Consider the following 22118-nt stretch of genomic DNA (forward strand, 5'->3'; position numbering starts at 1 on the left):
TTCGCCCATGAAGGCTGTCGTCATTCACGCCGCCAAGGATTTGCGGATCGAGGAGCGAGAAGAGCTGGCTCCGGGCTCTGGTCAGGTCGAGGTCCAGATCGAAGCTGGCGGCATCTGCGGATCCGATCTGCACTACTACAATCATGGCGGCTTCGGCACGGTGCGCCTGCGTGAACCGATGATTTTGGGGCACGAGGTCGCAGGTACGATCAAGGCGCTCGGCGGAGGCGTTTCCAGGTTCGCCGTCGGCGACCGGGTGGCAGTGTCGCCCAGCCGGCCCTGCGGATCATGCGCTTTTTGCCAGTGCGGTCAACAGAACCATTGCCTGAACATGCGCTTCTACGGCAGCGCCATGCCCATGCCGCATATCCAGGGGGCGTTCAGCCAGCGTCTAGTCGCGGAGGAGTGGCAGTGCCACAAGATCGCTGACCGCGTCTCGGTCAACGAAGCGGCGCTTGCCGAGCCGTTTGCCGTCACCTTGCATGCCGTGGCACGGGCAGGCTCGCTGCTCGGCAAACGGGTTCTTGTCACTGGCTGTGGCCCGATCGGGGCCCTGGCGATCATTGCCGCTCGCGTTCATGGTGCTCGGGAGGTCGTTGCGACCGACGTGATGGATGGCGTTCTCGAAAAGGCGCAGTCGATTGGCGCGGATCGCGTGATCAACGTCGCCGAGAACGCCGATCGACTTACCGCCTACGCCGCAAACAAGGGGCATTTCGACGTCCAGTTCGAAGCCTCGGGCAATGCCCTGGCGGTCCGTTCCGGTCTCGAAGTTCTCAAGCCGCGATCGGTGCTCGTACAACTCGGCCTCGGCGGTGATGTTTCCATTCCGCAGAACCTGGTGGTGGCGAAGGAGATCGAGATGCGAGGCACATTCCGGTTCCATGAGGAATTCGGGCTGGCCGTCGATATCATCAATGCAGGACGTGTCGATCTGAAGCCGCTTCTGACCGGCGTCTTCCCGCTGGAGGAGGCGGTTGCAGCCTTCGAGACGGCCGGCGACCGCAACCGTTCGATGAAGGTCCAGTTGAGCTTCTGAAGCGACGAAAGAGGTTTGGAGACCCGCAATGTCACAGGCGGAAATCGGCCTAATCGGCCTCGGCGTCATGGGAGCCAACCTCGCGCTCAGATCGCGGAGAAGGGCTACAGGATCGCCGTTTTCAACCGCACCACCGCGGCGACGCGCAATTTCTACGCCGATGCCGGCGCGCTCAAGGAGCAGATCGTCCCCCGCGAGACGATCGAGGACTGCGCCCGCGCGACGGCGATGCGCGCGCCGTGAACGTCGTCCGGTCGGAGGGAAGGACGTTTCCAACCCACCGTTGCCTGGTGCCCGCTTCCGAGTTTCGCCACAGGAGCTTCAGCTTTTCGCTCGCCAATGGCGACTGGTTCTATTTCGCGGGGGTCTGGCGGCCGGCGATCGAGGACTGGCCGGAGGCTTACGCCATCCTGACAATCGAGGCGAATGCCGATCTCGCGCCGTTTCACGACCGGCAGATGGCGGTACTGACACGAGATCAACGCCTGGCGTGGCTCGACGGACTTCTCCCCGAAGCCGAAATCCTTCGCTCGCTGCCGGCAGGGACATTCCGGGTCAAACGCCATTCGATCGATCCTGTCCAGGCAACGCTGGCGGTCTAAAGCGCCAGCCGCAACTGCGGTGCCATTTCAGAGATCTGCCGTTCCAATGATGACAGCGTGACGCCGAGCAGGCGGATTCCCCTGCGCGGCGGAAAGATCGGCGCGAGAAGCAGGCCGACCACCTCCTCGAGGTCGCCGATCGTTTGCAGAGGTGCCGCAACCGTCTTGCTGCGGGTGATCTGGCTGAAATCGGCATATTTGACCTTGAGCGTGACGGTCTTGGCGCCGATCTCATTGGCCTCGCAATAGCCCCACACCTTCTCGATTAGCGGCTGAAGACCGTCGCGCGCCGGTCCGTAGGAGTGGATGTCCTCGGAGAACGTGTCTTCGGCGCCGACGGATCTCCGCACGCGGTCCGGCTTGACCTGGCGATTGTCGATGCCCCGGGCAATTCCATAGAAATAGGCCCCCGACTTCCCGAAATGTTCTACCAGGAACTCGAGGGTCTTGTCCTTGAGGTCTGCGCCTGTCTCGATCCCCAGCCGGTGCATCTTTTCGGCAGTCGCCGGTCCGACGCCGTGAAACTTCTTGATGGGAAGCTGCTCGACGAAGGCCGGGCCGTTCTTCGGCGTGATGACAGCCTGACCATTGGGCTTGTTCAGGTCGGATGCCATCTTGGCCAGGAACTTGTTGTAGGAAATTCCGGCCGACGCATTGAGACCGGTGACCTGCTTGATCTTCGCCCGGATCGTCGCGGCAATCTCGGTGGCGATCTCCATCCCCTTCAGGTTTTCGGTGACGTCGAGATAGGCCTCGTCGAGCGAGAGTGGCTCGATCATCGGCGTGTATTCGGCGAAGATCGCACGGATCTGCAACGAGACGGCCTTGTAGACGTCAAAGCGCGGTCTGACGAAGATGAGGTCGGGGCATTTGCGCTTCGCGGACACCGAAGGCATCGCCGAATGAACGCCGAACTTGCGTGCCTCGTAGCTGGCGGCCGCCACGACGCCGCGGGCAGCAGGATAGCCGACCGCAACCGGCAGGCCCCTGAGTTCCGGATTGTCGCGCTGTTCGACGGATGCGTAGAACGCATCCATGTCGATGTGAACGATCTTGCGCGGACGCTGGCTGTTTTCGTCGTTTGTCATCGCCTAGCTTCCATCAGGACTATCTCGCTCGTCCAGAAATGGGAAGTGCGCGCCGCATTTGTCACCCTCCGGCGTCTGCATACGCTCGCAGCCCATTGCCATGCGGCGGCGGATCACAGCGAAGCTTACACCGGCGCCGAATGCTTTCACCAACAGCTTGCGCTCAACTGCGCAGTGGCGATGACATGGGTGACAGATAAATTCAATGATCGGCTCACGGTGATCCCTCAGTCTCGGATCCAGATCGTTCACAGGCTCCGGTCGCGCCATGCGAAAAAATTCCCATTCCTGCCATCGAATTGAATCCCTTCATGGATTTCTTCGATGGGCACTCTCGCGCAACTTCCACGCGCCACATGCGCATTGACTCATGTTCGCTTTGAGAACAAATACAGAACATATTTCATCATCTCAAGCCGAAAACGGGTTGCCGTATAGGAGATCATGACCGCAGCTGTCGCCACTTCGAATGCCGTCCTCGACGAGCTGCGCGAGAAAATCGCCAGCCTGGAAGGGGCGGGCTCACGCCAACGAAGCGTCTTGCCGTTCGGTGTCCCGAGATCGATGCGCAGCTGCCGGGCGGAGGATTGGCCTATGGCGCGCTGCACGAAGTGGCCAGCGGCGGCAACGGCGCGGTCGACGGCGCGGCCGCGGCACTCTTCATCGGCGGCATCGCGGCGCGCACGACCGGCAAGGTGGTCTGGTGCCTGACGCGCTTCGATCTTTTCTTTCCGGCGCTCGCCCAGGTCGGGCTTCATCCCGACCGCGTCATCTTCGTCGAGTGCGACAAGGAAGAGACGGTGCTCGCAAGCTTCGAGGAGGCGTTGCGCTATGGCGGCCTCGGCGCGGTGGTCGCCGAGCTGGTGCGCCTGCCGATGACGGCATCCCGCCGGCTGCAGCTGGCGGCGGAAAAGTCGGGCACGTTGGGTCTGGTCATCCGCCGCTGGCGGCGCCAGACAGAAGCTTCCGACTTCGGGATGCCGACGGCCGCGGCAACCCGCTGGCGGATCTCGGTGCTGCCGTCCGAGCCGCTCCCTGTGCCGGGCGTCGGCAGGGTGCGCTGGCTGGCGGAGCTCATGCGGGTCAGGGCAGGGGAGGGAGGAGAATTTATTATCGGAGCATGCGATGGCCAGGGTCGTATCTGTCTTTCTTCCGACACTGCCGACCGACCGGATCAGGCGCGCCAATCCTTCGCTGTCTCCTGACACGCCCCTTGTTGTGATCGCCAGGAGCGGCTCGAAGCGATGGGTTGTGGCGGCTGATCGGGCAACGCTCAAGCTCGGGCTTCGCGTCGGCATGCCGGCCGCGAAGGCGCAGGCGCTGGTCCAAGGTCTCACGATGATCAATGCCGATCCGGTCGCCGACCTCGCTACGCTGGAGCGGCTGACACTCTGGGCCTTGTCGCAATACTCCCCCCGTCGTCGCGATGGATCCTCCGGATGGCATCGTCATGGATACGGAAGGCGCCGATCATCTCCAGGGCGGCGAGGAACTGATGCTCTCCGGTCTCGTCAATCGCTTCCGCGGCCGAGGTCTCGCTGCCCATGCGGCGATCGCCGATACCTGGGGGGCCGCGCATGCGCTTGCCCGTGCCACCAGCTGTGAGACGGTTATTGTCGGCCGCGGCGAGACCGCCAAGGCTGTGAACCGGCTGCCGTTGTCATCGCTGCGATTGCCGGTCGATACCGTTGCAGGTCTCCGCACGCTCGGCTTCGCCACTGTCGGCGAACTCGCCGCCACGCCGCGGGCGCCGCTGACGCTCCGCTTCGGTCCCGAGGTCGCACGGCGTCTCGACCAGCTGTTCGGCCGCGTCGCCGAGCCGATCGACCCGATCCGGCCCGCGGATCTCGTCGAAGTCCAAAAATCTTTCGCCGAGCCGATCGGCGCACCGGAAACCATTGAGAAATACGTGAGCCGTCTGGTGCGGCAGCTCTGTCTGGAGCTCGAGAAGCGCGGACTTGGCGTGCGGCGAGCCGACCTCATCATCCACCGCGTCGACAACACGCTTCAGTCGCTCCGGGCAGGCACGGCGAAGCCAGTCCGCGATATCGCCTGGCTGACAAAACTCTTCCGCGATCGGATCGAGAAGATCGAACCCGGCTTCGGCATCGAGAAGCTCAGCCTGGCCGCCATTATCGCCGAGCCACTCATTGACGTGCAGTCAGCCTCTTCGCTGATCGAAGAGCAGGTTACCGATGTGACGCCGCTCATCGATGTGCTTTGCAATCGTGGCGGCCAGCGGATTTTCCGCGTCGCGCCGGTTGCAAGCGACGTCCCGGAGCGCAGCGTCCATCGGATCGTGCCGACGGCCGATGAGGACGGCGCCACCTGGCCGATGCACTGGCCGAGGCCGACACGGCTTCTAACGCGTCCAGAACTGATCGAGGTGATTGCACTCTTGCCCGATCATCCGCCGGTGTCCTTCACCTGGCGCGGCAAGCGGCGTCGCGTGAAGCGCGCCGACGGTCCGGAACGGATTTTTGGGGAGTGGTGGAAACGCGGCTCCGAATGGACTGCGGTTCGCGACTACTTCGTGATTGAGGATGACAGTGGCGAACGTTTCTGGATCTTTCGATCGGGCGACGGCGTCGATGTGGAAACCGGATCGCACAAATGGTTCCTGCACGGGGTGTTCGCCTGATGCGCTATGCCGAACTCCAGGTCACCACGCATTTCTCCTTCCTCCGCGGCGCAAGCTCGGCGGAGGAACTGTTCGCCACCGCAAAGCTCATGGGAATCGAGGCGCTCGGCATTGTCGACCGCAACAGCCTTGCCGGTATCGTCCGGGCGCTGGAAGCGTCACGCGCCACCGGCTTGCGGCTGGTCGTCGGCTGCCGGCTCGATCTGCAGGACGGCATGTCGATCCTCGTCTATCCCACCGATCGCGCCGCCTATTCCCGGCTGACCCGGCTTCTGACGCTGGGCAAGGGACGAGGCGGGAAAGCCAACTGCATCCTGCATCTCGACGACGTCGCGCTCTATGCCGAAGGGCTGATCGGTATCCTGGTGCCGGACTTGGCCGATGAGACCTGTGCCGTGCAGCTCAGGAAGATGGCCGATGTATTCGGCGACCGCGCCTATGTCTCGCTCTGCCTGCGCCGTCGTCCGAACGATCAGCTTCGCCTGCATGAGCTGTGGAACCTGGCGATAAAGCACCGGGTGAAGACCGTCGTCACCAATGACGTGCTGTTTCACGAGCCCGGCCGCCGGCAGCTCCAAGATGTCGTCACCTGCATCCGCACCGGCACCACCATCGATGATGTCGGCTTCGAGCGTGAGCGGCATGCCGATCGCTACCTGAAGCCGCCGGACGAAATGGCGCGTCTCTTTCCCTGCTACCCGGAAGCCCTCGCACGCACGATGGAGATCGTCGAGCACTGCAGGTTTTCGCTCGAGGAACTGGTCTATCAGTATCCTGAAGAGGCGCTGATCCCGGGCATGACCGCACAGCAGTCGCTCGAGCACTACACCTGGCAGGGCATCGGAACGCGCTATCCCGAGGGGCTGCCGGCGCATGTCGAAAAGACGATCCGCCACGAACTGACGCTGATCGAGACGATGAAGTACGCGCCTTACTTCCTCACCGTCTTCTCGATCGTCCGGTATGCCCGGTCACAAGGCATTCTCTGCCAGGGCAGGGGATCGGCGGCCAATTCCGCCGTCTGCTATGTGCTCGGTATCACCTCGATCGATCCCGACACGAACGACCTTTTGTTCGAACGGTTCGTCAGCCAGGAACGCGACGAGCCGCCCGACATCGATGTCGACTTCGAACACGAACGGCGCGAAGAGGTGATCCAGTGGATTTACAAGACCTATGGCCATGACAAGGCCGCACTCTGCTCGACGGTGACCCGCTATCGCGCCAAAGGCGCCATCCGCGATGTCGGCAAGGCGTTGGGCCTGCCCGAGGACCTGATCAACGCATTGTCATCGGGGATCTGGTCGTGGTCGGAGACGGTCGGTGAGCGGCAGGTCAAGGAACTGGGCCTTAATCCGGGAGATCGCCGCCTCGCTTTGACCCTGAGTCTTGCCCAGCAGCTGATGGGCGCGCCGCGGCATCTCGGTCAGCATCCCGGCGGCTTCGTTCTGACCCATGACAGGTTGGATCATCTCGTGCCGATCGAGCCGGCGGCGATGGTTGACCGCCAGGTGATCGAATGGGACAAAGATGACGTCGAGGCGCTCAAAATGATGAAGGTCGACGTGCTGGCGCTTGGCATGCTGACCTGTATGGCGAAGGCTTTCGCGCTGATCAGCGAGCACAAGCATGCAACCCTCGACCTTGCCACCATCCCGCAGGAGGATCCGGCCACTTATGCGATGATCCGTAAGGCCGATACGCTCGGCACCTTCCAGATCGAATCCCGTGCGCAGATGTCCATGCTGCCGCGCATGAGGCCGCGGACCTTCTACGACCTCGTCATCCAGGTGGCGATCGTTCGCCCCGGGCCGATCCAGGGCGATATGGTACATCCCTATCTGCGCCGGCGCGAAGGCAAGGAGAAGGTCGAATATCCGACGCCGGAGTTGGAGGCGGTCCTCCACAAGACATTGGGTGTTCCGCTGTTCCAGGAGTCGGCGATGAAGGTCGCGATGGTCTGCGCTGGATTTACCGGCGGCGAAGCCGACCAGCTCCGGAAATCCATGGCGACCTTCAAGTTCACCGGCGGCGTCTCACGGTTCAAGGACAAGCTCGTCTCCGGCATGGTCCGGAACGGTTATTCGCCGGAATTCGCTGAAAAGACATTCTCGCAGCTCGAAGGTTTTGGTTCCTATGGCTTCCCCGAAAGCCATGCCGCCTCCTTCGCGCTGATCGCCTATGCCTCCAACTATGTAAAATGCCATTTCCCTGATGTGTTCTGTGCGGCACTGCTGAACTCCCAGCCGATGGGCTTTTATGCTCCTGCCCAGATTGTCCGTGATGCCCGCGGGCACGGTGTCGAGGTCCGCCCGATCTGCATCAACCAATCGCGCTGGGACTGCACGCTCGAGCCAGTCGAAGGCACGGGCCGGCATGCGGTGCGGCTCGGCATGCGCCTGGTGCGCGGATTGGCCACGGCAGATGCAGCACGCATCGTTGCAGCCCGCGCCGAAGAACCCTTTGCCTCCGTCGACGACATGTGGCGGCGGTCGGGTGTGCCGGTCGCCTCGCTCGTGGAGTTGGCCGAAGCCGATGCCTTCCTGCCGTCTCTCCATCTCGAGCGACGGGATGCACTTTGGGCGATCAAGGCGTTGCGCGACGAACCGCTTCCGCTCTTCACGGCCGCGGCGGAACGGGAAGTCCGGGCGATTGCCGAGCAGCAGGAGCCGACAGTCGAGCTAAGACAGATGACCGACGGCCATAACGTCGTCGAGGACTATAGCCACACCGGCCTGACGCTCCGGCAGCATCCGTTGCGTTTCATGCGGGACGATCTTGCGAAGCGCCGAATCGTCACCTGTGCCGAGGCAATGACGGCGCGGGACGGGCAATGGCTGATGGCGGCCGGCCTGGTGCTGGTGCGTCAACGCCCTGGTTCGGCCAAAGGCGTGATGTTCATCACCATCGAGGATGAAACCGGCATTGCCAATGTCGTCGTCTGGCCAAGGCTTTTCGAGCGATCGAGGCGTGTGGTGCTCGGCGCCAGCATGATGGCGATCAACGGCAGGATCCAGCGGGAAGGCGAGGTGGTTCGCCTGGTCGCCCAGCAACTGTTCGATCTCTCGGCCGATCTGTCGAGCCTTGCCGAGCGCGATGGCGAATTCCGGCCGGCGACCGGCCGTGGCGATGAGTTCGCTCACGGCTCCCCTGGAAGTCCGGATTCCCGCGAAAAAGCGCCTCCGGGCGTTCGGGCGAGGGACATGTTCGTGCCTGATCTTCATATCGATACGCTGAAGATCAAGAGCCGGAATTTTCAGTGATGCTGAATGTGGATGATTTGGCTTAGTTTTCCCTTCATCCGAAAACCCGCTGGCGCTGACGATAGCCCTGCATGTGAACGGCGGTTTGATCTGATGGCCCATACTGGCCGTATCCGGCAGGATTGCGAGACTCGCGAAGCGATCACATCGATCTGGCCGAACAGCCCGCGTTGACGACGGAAATGGTCGAGCCTCACGCGCTTGGCCGCAGTCAATCCAAGACTCGATGAGGACCGTATTCATCAGTGTCCTGTCGTCGGTCCATCTGATACGCCGTGACTTGAGGCAAGCTCACGCATAGGTCCGCCAACGTCGGGTGCTACACGCTAAGTGGGAACGCCGAGCCCCACCTTGATGCGATCCATGGCAACGAAGGTGCGGAAGCGCTTGACGTTGTTGTTTCCGAAGAAGAGGCGGCGCGTGAGGGCTTCATACTCGGCCATGGACGGCACGACAATGACGAGCACGAAATCTGCCTCGCCAGTGACGTAATAGCACTGCTGAATCTGCGGTTCGGCGGCGAATTGGCGCTTCGCTTCTTCGATCTGTTCTGCGGTCTCGCTGATAACCTCTATCTCCACGAAGATCGTAATCGCATGGCCGACGGCAGCGGGATCGACCACGGCGACATTTGCGCGGATGACCCCTTCCTCCGTCATGCGCTTGATGCGGCGCTGCACGGCCGGCGCGGAAAGATTAACGGCCTCGCCGATCGTCCTCTGCGGGGTCGTGTTGTCGCGCTGCAGAATGTCGAGGATTTTGCGGTCGAATCCATCGAGCCGCGGGGTAGAAGAGGGTGGCAAGAGCGACTCCGCGAAACAAACTTGCAAAAACACCTCCAAGTATCAGCGCCTTTTTCGCCTCCCCTGCAATATGTTTCTGCAGGACAGCCAAGGAGGCCCGCATGTTTCTCCGCAACGCCCATTCCGATCACCGACGTGCGCTCGAGCCTGCCGATGCTGATATGCTCGCTCTCGAAGCGGCGGCAGACGTGGAGCATCATCTGCAATACCGTGACCATCACGCGGAGACGCCGCTCGTTTCTCTGCCCGGTCTCGCCGCGGCAACCGGCGTCGGGGCGATCCACGTCAAGGACGAGGGGCAGCGGCTGGGGCTCGGCAGCTTCAAGGCACTTGGCGGCGCCTACGCTGTCATCCGCCTCGTCTTGGAGGAAGCTTCAGTGCGACAGGGACGGACGATAGATATGGCAGCGCTGCATTCTTCGGACGTTCGGCAGATCGCAGAAAGCATGACCTTCGCCTGCGCCACCGATGGCAATCACGGCCGCTCGGTTGCCCAGGGTGCCCAGCTCGTTGGCGCGCGCTCGGCTATCTTCGTGCATTCCGGCGTCAGCGATGCGCGCGTGCGGGCGATCGCCCGGTTTGGTGCGGAGATGATTCGCGTTGAGGGCAGCTACGACGATTCCGTGCAGGAGGCCGCTCGCGTTGCCGAGGAGCGCAACTGGACGATCGTCTCAGACACCTCATGGCCCGGCTATGAGCGCATTCCGGGGCTGGTGATGCAGGGTTACACCGCGCTCGTACGCGAGGCGCTGCGCCAGATCCCGGCACCGCCCACCCACGTGTTCATCCAAGCCGGCGTCGGCGGCATCGCGGCGGCCGTCGCCGGACATTTGGCGATCGTGCTCGGCGATGAGCGGCCGGTCTTCACCGTCGTCGATCCAGCGCGCGCTGCCTGCCTGTTCGAGACGGCGCGTGCCGGCCATCCGGTGAAGGTGCCGCATGGCGAGCCAACAGTTATGGCGATGCTCGAATGCTACGAACCGTCGCGCGTTGCCTGGCGCATCCTCTCGCGCGCCGCCGATGCCTTCCTGACGGTCGATGAGGAGGATGCCCTCTCGGTGATGCGGCGTCTTGCCAATCCTGTCGCGGGTGATCCGGCGGTCGTCTCCGGCGAAAGCGGCGGCGTGGGCCTCGCAGGCTTCCTGAAGGCGGTTGCTGATCCCGAAGTCAAGGCCGCCCTTTCCATCGGTAAAGAATCCCGCGTCTTCGTGGTCAATACAGAGGGTGCGACCGATCCCGGTCGCTATCAGGAGATCGTCGGAGCTTCGCCCGCTGAGGTCCTATCGCGGGGTGCCGCATGACGGCGCCTTCCATCGACGCCGTCCGGCTGCTCGGCCGTTTGCGTGAACTCGGCGCTATCGGCCGAAATGGCGAGGGCCGGCTGACACGGCTTGCCGCGTCCGACAGCGAACGGGACGGCCGTAACCGCCTGGTCTCCTGGCTGGAAGCGGCGGGGCTTGAGATCGCGGTCGACCGTATCGGCAACATCTTCGGCATCTGGGCAGAGGACACGGCGGATCGTCCGCCGCTGATGCTCGGCTCGCATATCGACACCGTCATCAATGCCGGCATCTATGACGGATGCTACGGCGTGCTTGCGGGACTGGAGGTCATCGAGACGCTAAAGTCTTCTGGCTTCGTGCCGGTGCGGCCCATCGTCGTTGTCGCCTTCACCAATGAGGAGGGCGTGCGGTACACGCCCGACATGATGGGCTCACTCGTCTATGCCGGCGGGCTGGATGTCGAGACGGCGCTGGCGACGGTCGGGACTGACGGATCTGTGCTCGGCGACGAGCTTCGCCGCATCGGCTATGCGGGCGACCGCGAGCCGGGCTTTCTGAAACCGTGTGCCTATATGGAATTGCATATCGAGCAGGGCCCAGTGCTGGAGCGCGAGGGCGTTGCGATCGGGGCAGTGGAAAACCTGCAGGGCATTTCCTGGCAGAAGGTGAGTGTCGAGGGTGATGCAAACCATGCCGGTACGACCCCGATCTCCATGCGCCGCGATGCCGGCTATGCTGCCGCCCGCGTCATCACATTCCTGCGTGATCGCGCCAAGGCCTCGAACACGCCGACGGTGGCGACGGTTGGCTGCATGGCCTTCGAGCCCAACGCGATCAACGTCATTCCCTCTCGGGTGACCTTCACGGTCGATCTGCGCGATCCGGATGAAGAGCGGCTGAAGCAGGAGGAGGCGGCTCTTGCCGATTTCCTCAAGATGCTCTCGGGGGAGGAGGGTGTGGCCATCAGCGTCGAGCGGTTGGCCCGCTTCGAGCCGGTGACCTTCGATGCCGGCATCGTCGCGGGCATCGAGGCGGCTGCCAGGGCACGGGGGCTCTCCTGGCGGCGCATGACCTCCGGTGCTGGCCATGATGCGCAAATGATCGCGCGCATGGCGCCGGCGGCCATGATTTTTGTGCCGAGCAAGGGCGGCATCAGTCACAATCCCAAGGAATTCACCGGAGACGACGAACTGGTCGCGGGTGCCAATGTCCTGCTCGACGTCGTCCGCAAGCTCGTGGGAGGGGAATAGATGGACATCGATCAACTGGTTTCTGACATGCGCGCCTGGCGTCACCACCTTCACGCTCACCCCGAATTTGGCTTCGAAGAGAAGCGGACATCGGCTTTCGTCGCCGCAAAGCTTCGGGAATTCGGTTTCGATGAGGTCGTCGAGGGGATTGGCGGCACTGGCGTTGTAGGCACATTGAAGCGGGGAAGCGGTAATCGCTCGGTCGCGCTGCGTGCCGATATGGATGCGCTTCGCATTCCCGAACAGGGCAACCTGCCCTATGCCTCGAAGAATGCTGGTGTCATGCATGCCTGCGGGCACGACGGCCATACGGCGATGTTGCTGGGTGCTGCAAAGATGCTCGCCGAAGAGGGTGGCTTCGATGGCACGGTTCGCTTCGTCTTCCAACCCGCCGAAGAATGGGGCAGGGGCGCGCTGGCGATGATCGAGGATGGCATCATGCACCGCTTCCCCTTCGACGAGATCTACGGCATCCATAACATGCCGGGTCTTCCAGTCGGGCATTTCGAGACGCGTCCCGGCGCGATCATGTCGGCCGAGGACAATTTCGAGATCGTGCTGCGTGGCATCGGCGGTCACGCGGCGCGGCCGCATGGCGGAAACGAGGTGCTGGTGGCGGCCTGCGCACTTGTCACGAATCTCCAGACGATCGTCTCGCGCCGGCTGAACCCGACTGATATCAGCGTCGTCTCAGTCACCGAGCTTGTCACCGACGGCACGCGCAATGCCCTGCCGGGGCTGGCGCGCATTCTGGGTGACGCTCGAAGCTTCCGGCCGGAGGTGAGCGCCGAGATCGAGAAGCAGATGCGCGTGATCGCCAAAGGCACGGCGCTGACCTACAATGTCTCGGCCGAGGTCAGCTATACCAGGGAATTCGTGCCGCTCCTGAACGACGCCGCGCTGACCAACGAGGCATTCGCAGCCGCCGCAGATGTTTTCGAGCCGAATAACGTCGCCGTGCGTCGGGAGCCGATGACCGGCTCGGAGGATTTCGCCCGTTTCCTCGACTTCGTACCTGGGTGCTTCGTCTTCCTCGGCAATGGCACACACTCTGCCCCGTTGCACAATCCGACCTACGATTTTAACGACGAGGCGCTCATCTATGGCGCACAATTCCACGCGAGCATCGTCCGCAGGCGGCTTTGATCGGGCCGGCAACCAGACCAGGGCTTCTTGCGTGGCCCAGTTCGTCGGCCCGTTCGACATCCTGCGCGATCGCTTCGAGCATCAGTTCGTCCTGCAGCAACACGTCAATCAGACGATGGCCGATCGAGGCGTGCGCTGGACGGCTTGGAAGTGAACGCTAACCGGTTTGGCTTAAGCAGCTTGGAGAGGGTTGGATGACGTCTCGCCCGCGATCACCAAGAGGGCAGTCGCTCCAGCTGTCTCGGCGAGAACTCTTGCATAAAGTGCCTCCAGGTAGTTGGTTATTTGGAGAATCTCACTGCGGCCACGTTCGAGGATTTCCAAGACAGCGACATCCATTTGGCCAGTGATCTCGGCTTCTTGCGAGCGGTTCTGGTTGTCAGGTGTAAATACAGCAGTATGGGACATTTGTTCTTCTCACTTCGTTTTTTGTCGATGAACGCAGCGTCGACCGCGAGCTTGCGCCTGCGTTTGCTGGCGATCGGTCAGGCTGCCGCAGTCTCATCGAGATTGGCGAACATGTTGTCGAGGTCGAGGAAGCAAACCATGCCGCGTTCAAGCGGGATGATGCCGTGCGAATAGCTGGCGTTGAAGGTCATGCCGAGATCGGGCACCGGCTGAATCTGGTCGCCGCGGATCGAAAGAATATCGGAGACCTGATCGACCACAAGGCCGACGATGTTGTTTCCCACTTCTGCAACGACGATGGCGGCACGGCTTGTGTCGATCGTGCTGCGGACGCCGAGACGCGCAGCCAGATCGATAATGGGGATGACCGAGCCGCGCAGATTCATCACGCCGAGCACATGCGGCGGCGCGTGGGGCAGCGGTGTTGACGCTGCCCATCCTCGGATTTCCCGGATCGAGGTGGTCTCGACGCAGAATTGCTGGTCGCCGAGATGAAAGGCGATGATTTCCAACGGCGTACCCGGGCTGCGTTTGCTGTCCCAAGTCATCAGAAATCCTCCCATCCTGCCGCCGCAGTCGCGGTTCGGCCTCCACCGAACGCGCCGGCGACCTTTAGCCCGAGTGCACGCGCCGGCGAGGCGGCGGGGCGGGCGTCGTGGGCGACGATACGCGGACCCGATGTCGAGCCATCCACCCTGAAGCGGGCGATCAGCCGTGAGAGATTGGACGCCTCGTCGGCGAGCCGATTGGTCGCCGCCGTCGATTCCTCGACCATCGCCGCATTCTGTTGTGTCACCTGATCCATGTGGTTGACGGCGGTCGAGACCTCCGACAAGCCTGTCGATTGCTCCTTGGCGGCTCTCGCGATCGAATGCACATGCTCGTTGATCTTGACCACATGTCCCTGGATCAGGGTGAGGGCTTCGCCGGTCGCAGTCACAAGCTTTACGCCGGATTGGACCTCGCCGCTCGAACGCGAGATCAGCGCCTTGATGTCCTTGGCCGCCCCGGCTGAGCGCTGGGCAAGCTCGCGCACTTCCTGGGCAACGACGGCGAAACCCTTGCCCGCATCTCCCGCACGCGCTGCTTCGACGCCGGCGTTCAATGCCAGAAGATTGGTCTGGAAGGCGATCTCGTCGATGACGTTGATGATCTGACCGATCTCGCCGGAGGCCTGCTCGATTCTTCCCATGGCCGAGACCGCGTCCGTCACGACGGCGCTCGACTGCTCGGTGCTCCTGCGGGCTTCGTCGACCATATGGCTGGCTTCCGTCGCCCGCTCTGTAGAGCTTCTAACCGCGACGGTGATTTCCTCGAGCGCCGAGGAGGTTTCCTCCAGCGAGGCCGCCTGTTGCTCCGTGCGCTTCGACAGATCACCGGAGGCGCTTCGCATCTCGGTCGCACCGCTGTTGATGGTCTCCACCGCGGAACGGACTTCGCCGAGCACCGCGCGGAGATTGGCCATCGTCGCATTGACGTTTTGCTGCAGTTCGCCAAAGGCTCCCTGGAACTCCCCGCGCATGCTCTCGGTCAGATCGCCCGCAGCCAAAGCCGACACCACCCTGCGTGTTTCAGCGATACCTGTATCGACCGATGTCACCAGGTCGTTGACTTGGGCGGCAAACCGATTGAGATCGGCGTTGTCATAGTCCTTGGAGATGCGCTGTGTGAAATCGCCGGCGACGGCCGCCGCCACCACCTGGCCGATGCTCGACTGAAGGTCGGCGCTCTTGGCCTGCAGCGCTGCTTCCTGGTCGCTCATCTCACGCACCTTGATGCCGTTCTGCTTGAACACCTCGACAGCGCGCGCCATATCGCCAAGCTCATTCCTGAGATCGGTAAAAGGAATTTCGACCGCGAGGTCTCCATCGGCGAGCTTGCGCATGACGCCCGTCGTGCTGGCGATCGGAGCTGCAATACCACGATAGAGGGCGAAACCGGCAAGCACCGCAAATGCCGCCATCACCGCCATTCCTCCCATGGCGGTCCAGTCCGACGAGTCTACGGCCGCGCGTCCAGCGGCGTTGCGCTCGATCATGAGAGCGCGTTCTTCGGCCTGGATCTCTGCAACAAGCTTTCGGATGCCATCCATGGATTGTTTTCCGGCCCCGCTCGCCTCCATTTTCCGGGCGACCTCTATTTGGTCGGACTTCTTGATGAGGGCGATCTCCTCGTCGGCGACATTTGCGCGCCACGCTCTTGCCAGCACATCCAGATCGTCGAGGCGTTTTTGCTGCGTCGGATTATCCGCCGTCAACTCTTTCGCCTGCGCCAGCGATTCTTCGTAGAGTTGCTGTCCCTCTCTGAAGGGGCCCAGGAATGATTCGTCGCCGGAGATGAGATAGCCGCGAACCCCTGTCTCTTGGTTGACCATCCCAAGAAGCAGTCGGTTCGTAGCCCTGAGGACCTCATTGGTATGCTGGACCCACCCGCTCGTCTGATCGACGAAGTGAAGGCTGCGATAGTTGAAGACGCTTATCGTACAGGCTACGACAAGAAGGATGGCGAAGATGGTCGCGATCTTAGATGATGTTCTCAGATGCTTGATGTGTGGCATGGCAAAAATCGTCCAGTTTGGGCTGAATATGCTTCAGTGATGCATAGCGCTGACTTTCAGCTGCTTGCGCTATACGCGGGAAGAGGCAATGACATGGTTCGCAGGATGCGCGTTCTCCGGTTCATGAGGACAGGAGGGCGTCATGCTTCCACGTCGTTTTGAGCGAAACCACCTTTCAAATCATTCGAAAAGGCGTCGGACGGAATTGCCTGCTGCGCAATAGCAAGTGGCCCTGCCCGCTCCCGTGCAGACGTTTCCGCCGCGGACCGGATGGGCGCCCCATGAATTTATTGTAAAGCTTAACAGGTCCTAAAGTTCGCTACCCTGAGCTGTGTCACGGTGCGGAAGGCGGACAAAACTTCCAAGATTGGACAAGGGAACTCTGTTTAAGCGCTTGTCGCTCGCCTTTTTGTATCGGATGGCTTCTCTCCGTATGCCTCTCGATACGCAGTGGAAAAACGGCCGAAATGAAAGAAGCCCCATTTGAGGGATATCTCTTTGATGGATTGTTGATTCGCAGGATCAAGAAGGTCGGCATGCGCAGCGCGGAGCCGGATAGCGCGCAGATAGGCCGAAGGTGTCGTTTCCTTGAACGTCCGAAAGCCGTTCTCAAGAGCGCGTATCGAAACACCCACCGTTTCAGCGACCGCAGCCATCGTAATTGGCCGATCGATATTCGCGCGCATGAAATCAATGGCCCGATGCACATGCCACGGGGCAATCATCGCAGCATTCTTGTCCAGGAGATATGAGAGCCGATGAGGCACCGATCGCACCACCAGTTCCGCCAGTGCACTGGTCAAATTCGACATCGCAACAGGCGCGTGAAGGAGCGGCCCATCGTTTCGCATGCCGGTCACGATCGCTTCCAGTAAATTTTGCATGACTTTTCCTTCGACAGAAGAGAGGTCGATCGGGGGATGTAAGTCCAGCGTCCCAGTCAATGGCACGTCAAGGACTCCGGAGACCGCCTTCGCGATGAGGGTCCAGTCCAAACGCAAGACATCGGACACGTGTGGAGCGCCGCGCACGACGAAGCGATCAGCCTGATGATTGTTGACCAGAAGCAGTTTTCCAGGCAGTCCTTCAAAGGCACGGTGACCGACAGTCACATCGATAGCGCCCTCGCGTGGCAGGAGAATTGATAGCCATTCGGCCATTTCGGGTTCGGCGCGCACCTGCCACCCGGTTAAATACTGACCGGCGACCAACGTCGTGGTGCCACTGCTCCAAAAATCGGCATTCCATTGGAACTTTTGCGAAGGGCCGGTGGGGGATGCTTCCAACGGGCCGAAATGGCGCGTGAAGGTATCGACCATCTCTTCAAAATCAGTGCCAGAAAAGCGCGAAACGAGCTTGGAAGGATTGTTATGCGGCATGTTGCTGCAAGTGGGTCAAGTGACGGCTGCGAAGGATATTGGCCAAAAAATTGCTGACGCTTAGATCAACAGGTGACCTAAGGTCAGCTCAGGAAACCCTCAACATATGGTTCCTGGTCATCAATCAAGTGAGTGGATGCGCCTGTTATGTAGGCGTTCCCTTCGACGCTTGGAATGATTGCAGGCATGCCTGCCGCCAGGGTTACGTGCCGCTCGATCCGGCCCTTGAACGTTGATCCTATCAAGCTCTCATGGATGAAGACATCGCCGATTTCCTGCTCTCCTCGGGCTGCCCTGAGCGCTACACGCGCCGACGTGCCTGTACCGCAGGGTGAGCGATCGATGATCTTCGGAGTGGCGATCACGACAGCACGTGCATCGCCGCCGTTCGTGGGTGCGCCGCACCACATTGTATGATGCGCGCCTCGAATACTGGGGTTATCCGGGTGGACAACGTCAATGACGCCGGGCAGCATTTTCACGAGAACCTGCGCCATTCGCCGCAACTCTTCAGGCGAATAGTCGGCGCAGTCCCTGAAGTTTTTCTGGCTCTCGACGATGGGATAGAAATTGCCCCCGTAAGCTATGTCGAAAACGATGGGACCGAGGTCGGGGTGGTTCAATTCTACGCTCCGGGCAAGAACAAACGAGGGTACGTTGCTGAACCGAACCCCACTGACTTTGTCGCCGGTCTTTTCGTATTTTGCCTCTACAACCCCGGCAGGGGTGTCTAGCCGCACAACTCCTGGCGTAGTCGGTTCGAGTAACGCCTTTTCGATGATGAATGTCACCAATCCTATCGTGGCATGACCGCACATCGGAATACATCCTGATGTCTCAAGGTAGAGTACGCCTGTATCGCAGTCTTCCCGTGTCGAGGGAACCAGCATTGCCCCCGACATCATCTCATGGCCCCTCGGTTCACACATCAGTCCACTGCGGATCCAATCGTACCTTGTGATAAAATCCAGTCGCCTCTCGCTCTGTGTCTCGCCTACGAGCTCTGGCTGCCCAGAGACAATTAGGCGAACGGGCATGCCGGCCGTATGGCCCTCAATGCAGTCGAACGTGTAGCGGGTCATACCAATCACTTCCGTTGAGTGTTGAACACAGCGCCCATGAGGGGCAGGTAGCGATATGTTGCAGATTGTCGTGCAAATGTCGACAGAAACATCGATCGAACAGCCGTTTTCAAATGAGCCGGTTGACAGAAGGTTTGTGTCGACATTAGATCGACGCCTTTAAGCCTTGCCGAGAAAGGGAGCGGTGATATGAGCGCAAGCGCCGGCAGCCAGACGCTACGGGCGGTAGTGACGGGTGGAGCAAGTGGAATCGGTGAGGCGACGGTGCGGAAGTTTGCCTCCTCGGGGTGGAAAGTCATTATCGCCGATATCAATGCTGACCGCGGCCGAGAGATAGCTGGCGAGCTAAGCGTTCGGGGCTTCGACGTGCAGTCTGTTTATCTCGATGTTACAGACGAGGCGGCAGTCCAATCATTTTCAGAGCAGGTGTTTTCTCTAGAAGGCGGAGTTGCAGCTCTGATCAATTCGGGTGGCATACTTCAAAACGCCACGCGGTTGACATCGATGCGCATCGAGGATTTCGACAGAATTCTCGATGTTAATCTGCGTGGAAGCGTTTTGACCGGCAAAGCCTTTGGGAAAAAAATGGCTGAGTCAGGCCATGGTGCGATTATCAACCTGTGCTCATTGACGACGTTTCATGCGCTGCCGCAGCCCGCATATGCGATGAGCAAGGCGGCTCTGAAAACTCTAACGGAAGTGATGGCAGCCGAATTGGGCCCGCAGGGGGTAAGGGTAAATGCCGTGGCCCCGGGATACACCCTTACTCCGGCGATGAAGGACAGGATCGATAGGGGAGAACGCGATCCATCGAAGGTTATCTCCAAGTCGGCTCTCGGCAGGTTTGTCGAGCCGAGCGAAATTGGAGAAGCGATCTTCTTCCTTTGTTCGCCTGCAGCCGCTGCCATCACAGGTGTGACATTGCCAGTGGACTGCGGTTGGCTGGTCTACTCGGTTTACACTAACGCAGCTGCCCAGCCGGCGTAGACGAATAACGTAGCCCCGAACGGGTACATGGTGTCGAGAAGCACGTCAATCAGCGACGCTAGCAGCAATCATCGGGGTATTGAGCGATGAATGGAGAATGTCTTGTCGCCGGCATAGGAGCGGGTGAGCTTCTGTTTTCCAACGTCGGCCTCAGTTTCATGGGAGGCGTGCATCCCAAGACCGGAGTCGTGATCGACACGCACCATCCACTGCATGGACAAAGCGTTTGCGGGAAGATCCTCGCAATCCCCAGCGGGCGGGGTTCCTGCGCAGGAAGTCTGGCCATCTTCGAACTTATCATGAACGGCCATGCTCCGAGCGCGCTCGTCTTGCAGCACAAGGAGACGATCTTGACCTTGGGCGTGCTCATTGCGAAGGAGCTGTTCCGGAAGAGCATTCCGGTCGTCCGTCTGTCCGCGGAGGACTTTGCCTCACTTGCCGAGGCTCGGCATGCGGTCGTCCACGATGGCCAGGTAGATCTCCACGCAGCCGCTCCCGCCTTCATGGCCGATGACGGCGATTCTATCACCGTCGATCTCGAAGGTTTCGAACTGACCGAGACTGACCAGCGGTTTCTCGACGGTGAATTCGGCGAGGCGGCACGGGTCGCCATGCGCATCATCATTAGAACCGCGCAGATCGAAGGGGCCCACAGCCTTATCGATGTCGATATGGCGCATATCGACGGATGCTTTTACCACGGGTCGGGCGTTCTTCAATTTGCCAGGAGACTGTTCGAACTGGGTGGCCGCGTTCGCATACGCTCGACCATGAATTCGCTTTGCGTCGATCGGCGCCTGTGGCAAGGCCTCGGCGTCGATCCGGGTCTTGGCAGGCCGTCCGATGAGCTGGCCGATACCTATAGGGCCATGGGCGTCGAGCCGACCTATACATGTGCGCCCTATCTACTCGATGGAGCGCCTGCATTCGGCCAGCGGATCGCCTGGGCGGAATCAAATGCCGTGGTGTTTGCCAACGCGGTGCTGGGTGCGCGCACGATGAAATATCCGGACTATCTCGATATTCTTGTGGCCATAACCGGGCGCGCGCCGAATGCCGATTGTTACCTTCCCGAGAAGCGTCTCGCCACGCTCCAGATAAATGTTCCGCGTCCTGATGTGCTCGACGATTCCTTCTGGCCGGCATTGGGATATCACGTGGGCAAGATCGCAACGAACGATATTCCCGTTCTTACCGGACTGGAGGAGCTACCGATCTCCCTCGATGATCTCAAGGCTTTCGGCGCGGCTTTTGCCACGACGTCGGCTGTGGCGATGTTCCACATTGTTGGCGCAACACCGGAGGCAAGGACCGTCGAAGAGGCGACGGGCGGCTCGCATGGGGTGGGCCGTCACACGATTACGATCGAGGCGTTGATCGAGACGTGGCGCGAGCTCAACAATGCCGGCTCCGCGGATGTCGATCTCGTATCGCTGGGCAACCCGCATTTCTCGCTGACGGAATGCGAACGGCTCGCGGCACTTTGTACTGGCAGGATGAAGTCGGATAAGGTCGACATGATCGTGACCTGCGGAAGGGACGTTTTCGAGAAAGCCAAGAAGGAAGGCTTTGTCGATGTGATCTCGAGGTTCGGCGGCCGGTTCCTCAACGATACCTGCTGGTGCCTGATCTCTGAGCCTGTCATTGCCCCCCGCGTCAGATATATCATGACCAATTCCGGCAAATATGCGCATTACGGTCCCGCCGCCGTGGGCAGGGAGTTCCATTTCGGAAGCCTACAACGCTGCGTCGACGCTGCCTGCAGCGGCTTTGCCGAGACCGCGCTTCCCGGATGGCTGACGGCAGGCTCTATTTCGTGATACGCAACAGCACCCGATCGAGTGCGTCGACCAGAGCGCGCGTTCCGCCGTTCTGGTCGAAATCCGTCCAGACCTGTTCGTTCAGGCCTCCCTTGGTGGCGTATTCCCGCGACAGCCTGTGAAGGGAGGTGTCGGACCGACGGCTCGCGACCTTCGCAAGGGTTTGAAAATGAGCCGAGAGGTACGCGCGACCGCTGTCCTCGGGTAGACCCTGCGCTTCAAGCCAATCGACGGCGCGTGCCATCAGGCCAAAATAAAGCGACATGGTCGCGCTGGCGGCAGCCAACAGGTCGTATTCCGTGCGCGTCTCGCATTCCACGGCCGTCCCGATCCTGTTGAAGAGATCTGCGACGCGAGGGCTGCGTGGAAAAATGGCGGTCACACCCTCGCGGTCCTCGACAAAGGGCAGGGGTATGGCCTGTACGAGCTCGACATCGGACTTGATCCATTCGTGCAAAGTCTCGCGCTCCGTGGCGGCGATCAGACTGATGACGAGTTGGCCGTCACGAAATCCGATTTGCGGAATGACGTCTGATGCGATTTGCGGCCGCACGGCCAGAAAGACCACCTCGGAGCTGTTTGAAACAGCCTGATTGTCTTCGGCGATCGTGACCTGCGGATAGGTGGCCGCGAGATCCGTCGCGATCTCGGCGTTGCGGGGCGCGACAATAATCGGGTTTGCGAATTCAGGGTCGGCAAGCAGACCCGTGATGATCGCCCTGGTGATCGTTCCCGTTCCGAGAAAGCCAATCGGACCGGTCATGACATGG

At 61.0% G+C, this 22118-nt stretch carries 17 protein-coding genes and 4 pseudogenes; 12 read left to right on the top strand and 9 right to left on the bottom strand.

Annotated features, from left to right (window positions below; all coding sequences use genetic code 11):
• Nucleotides 1–7: 7 nt before the first annotated feature.
• From J2Z31_RS14500 to J2Z31_RS14510, 3 genes and pseudogenes are all read left to right on the top strand, one after another.
• Nucleotides 8–1039, top strand: a complete 1032-nt coding sequence (locus J2Z31_RS14500) for an L-idonate 5-dehydrogenase (protein WP_028002781.1) — start codon at nucleotides 8–10, stop codon at nucleotides 1037–1039.
• Between the two features lie 28 nt (nucleotides 1040–1067).
• Nucleotides 1068–1261, top strand: a pseudogene (locus J2Z31_RS14505) (NAD(P)-binding domain-containing protein); the annotation flags it as partial.
• Nucleotides 1246–1641: pseudogene (locus J2Z31_RS14510) on the top strand (SOS response-associated peptidase family protein); the annotation flags it as partial. The pseudogenes J2Z31_RS14505 and J2Z31_RS14510, both read left to right, overlap by 16 nt.
• Here the strand turns inward: J2Z31_RS14510 and dinB are convergent.
• On the bottom strand, nucleotides 1638–2729 hold the full coding sequence (gene dinB / locus J2Z31_RS14515) for a DNA polymerase IV (protein WP_028002783.1): 1092 nt from the start codon (nucleotides 2727–2729) through the stop codon (nucleotides 1638–1640). The pseudogene J2Z31_RS14510 and the gene dinB sit on opposite strands and share 4 nt — an antisense overlap.
• A 3-nt stretch (nucleotides 2730–2732) precedes the next feature.
• The gene (locus tag J2Z31_RS29320) at nucleotides 2733–2999 is read right to left on the bottom strand and encodes a hypothetical protein (protein ID WP_234939443.1); all 267 of its coding nucleotides are present in this window, start codon (nucleotides 2997–2999) and stop codon (nucleotides 2733–2735) included.
• A gap of 174 nt (nucleotides 3000–3173) precedes the next feature.
• Here J2Z31_RS29320 and J2Z31_RS14520 point away from each other — a divergent pair.
• From J2Z31_RS14520 to J2Z31_RS14530, 3 genes and pseudogenes are all read left to right on the top strand, one after another.
• Nucleotides 3174–3934 (top strand): annotated as a pseudogene (locus tag J2Z31_RS14520) (ImuA family protein).
• Nucleotides 3855–5370 (top strand): annotated as a pseudogene (locus J2Z31_RS14525) (Y-family DNA polymerase). Before J2Z31_RS14520 ends, J2Z31_RS14525 begins: the two co-directional pseudogenes overlap by 80 nt.
• Nucleotides 5370–8633, top strand: a complete 3264-nt coding sequence (locus J2Z31_RS14530) for an error-prone DNA polymerase (RefSeq protein ID WP_028002785.1) — start codon at nucleotides 5370–5372, stop codon at nucleotides 8631–8633. The pseudogene J2Z31_RS14525 and the gene J2Z31_RS14530 overlap by 1 nt, the downstream one beginning before the upstream one ends.
• 326 nt (nucleotides 8634–8959) lie before the next feature.
• Here J2Z31_RS14530 and J2Z31_RS14535 read toward each other — a convergent pair whose 3' ends face one another.
• Nucleotides 8960–9436, bottom strand: a complete 477-nt coding sequence (locus J2Z31_RS14535) for an Lrp/AsnC family transcriptional regulator (RefSeq protein ID WP_028002786.1) — start codon at nucleotides 9434–9436, stop codon at nucleotides 8960–8962.
• Nucleotides 9437–9537: 101 nt separating this feature from the next.
• On the opposite strand from J2Z31_RS14535, the gene J2Z31_RS14540 reads away from it, so the two are divergent.
• From J2Z31_RS14540 to J2Z31_RS29630, 4 genes are read left to right on the top strand one after another with little or no spacing between them, the layout of a single operon-like run.
• Nucleotides 9538–10737, top strand: a complete 1200-nt coding sequence (locus J2Z31_RS14540; RefSeq protein ID WP_028002787.1) for a diaminopropionate ammonia-lyase — start codon at nucleotides 9538–9540, stop codon at nucleotides 10735–10737.
• Nucleotides 10734–11969: a Zn-dependent hydrolase gene (locus J2Z31_RS14545; protein ID WP_028002788.1), complete on the top strand. Its 1236-nt coding sequence runs from the start codon at nucleotides 10734–10736 to the stop codon at nucleotides 11967–11969. The genes J2Z31_RS14540 and J2Z31_RS14545 overlap by 4 nt, the downstream gene beginning before the upstream one ends.
• The gene (locus J2Z31_RS14550) at nucleotides 11970–13115 is read left to right on the top strand and encodes a M20 aminoacylase family protein (protein WP_028002789.1); all 1146 of its coding nucleotides are present in this window, start codon (nucleotides 11970–11972) and stop codon (nucleotides 13113–13115) included.
• Between the two features lie 31 nt (nucleotides 13116–13146).
• Entirely contained in the window at nucleotides 13147–13269 is a 123-nt protein-coding gene (locus J2Z31_RS29630) for a hypothetical protein (RefSeq protein ID WP_268828466.1), read from the top strand.
• Nucleotides 13270–13286: 17 nt separating this feature from the next.
• Here J2Z31_RS29630 and J2Z31_RS14555 read toward each other — a convergent pair whose 3' ends face one another.
• From J2Z31_RS14555 to J2Z31_RS14575, 5 genes are all read right to left on the bottom strand, one after another.
• Nucleotides 13287–13523, bottom strand: a complete 237-nt coding sequence (locus tag J2Z31_RS14555; RefSeq protein WP_028002790.1) for an S-adenosylmethionine synthetase N-terminal domain-containing protein — start codon at nucleotides 13521–13523, stop codon at nucleotides 13287–13289.
• 77 nt (nucleotides 13524–13600) lie between these two features.
• On the bottom strand, nucleotides 13601–14071 hold the full coding sequence (locus J2Z31_RS14560) for a chemotaxis protein CheW (protein ID WP_028002791.1): 471 nt from the start codon (nucleotides 14069–14071) through the stop codon (nucleotides 13601–13603).
• Nucleotides 14071–16080, bottom strand: a complete 2010-nt coding sequence (locus J2Z31_RS14565) for a methyl-accepting chemotaxis protein (RefSeq protein WP_084617849.1) — start codon at nucleotides 16078–16080, stop codon at nucleotides 14071–14073. Before J2Z31_RS14565 ends, J2Z31_RS14560 begins: the two co-directional genes overlap by 1 nt.
• Before the next feature lie 386 nt (nucleotides 16081–16466).
• Nucleotides 16467–17459 (bottom strand): AraC family transcriptional regulator, encoded by a 993-nt coding sequence (locus tag J2Z31_RS14570; protein ID WP_209602396.1) that lies wholly within the window; start codon nucleotides 17457–17459, stop codon nucleotides 16467–16469.
• Between the two features lie 83 nt (nucleotides 17460–17542).
• Nucleotides 17543–18541, bottom strand: a complete 999-nt coding sequence (locus J2Z31_RS14575) for a 4-hydroxyproline epimerase (RefSeq protein ID WP_028002794.1) — start codon at nucleotides 18539–18541, stop codon at nucleotides 17543–17545.
• 189 nt (nucleotides 18542–18730) lie between these two features.
• Here J2Z31_RS14575 and J2Z31_RS14580 point away from each other — a divergent pair, with 189 nt between their 5' ends.
• Both J2Z31_RS14580 and lhpI read left to right on the top strand, forming a co-directional pair.
• Nucleotides 18731–19528 carry an SDR family NAD(P)-dependent oxidoreductase gene (locus J2Z31_RS14580; protein WP_028002795.1) on the top strand — a complete coding sequence of 266 codons (798 nt, stop codon included), beginning with the start codon at nucleotides 18731–18733 and terminating at the stop codon, nucleotides 19526–19528.
• A gap of 86 nt (nucleotides 19529–19614) precedes the next feature.
• Nucleotides 19615–21348 carry a cis-3-hydroxy-L-proline dehydratase gene (lhpI, locus tag J2Z31_RS14585; RefSeq protein WP_028002796.1) on the top strand — a complete coding sequence of 578 codons (1734 nt, stop codon included), beginning with the start codon at nucleotides 19615–19617 and terminating at the stop codon, nucleotides 21346–21348.
• Here lhpI and J2Z31_RS14590 read toward each other — a convergent pair.
• Nucleotides 21338–22111 carry a pyrroline-5-carboxylate reductase gene (locus J2Z31_RS14590; protein WP_033058494.1) on the bottom strand — a complete coding sequence of 258 codons (774 nt, stop codon included), beginning with the start codon at nucleotides 22109–22111 and terminating at the stop codon, nucleotides 21338–21340. The two genes, lhpI and J2Z31_RS14590, sit on opposite strands and share 11 nt — an antisense overlap.
• Nucleotides 22112–22118: the final 7 nt, after the last annotated feature.

Source organism: Sinorhizobium kostiense, assembly GCF_017874595.1.
In the GTDB taxonomy this organism is placed as follows: domain Bacteria; phylum Pseudomonadota; class Alphaproteobacteria; order Rhizobiales; family Rhizobiaceae; genus Sinorhizobium; species Sinorhizobium kostiense.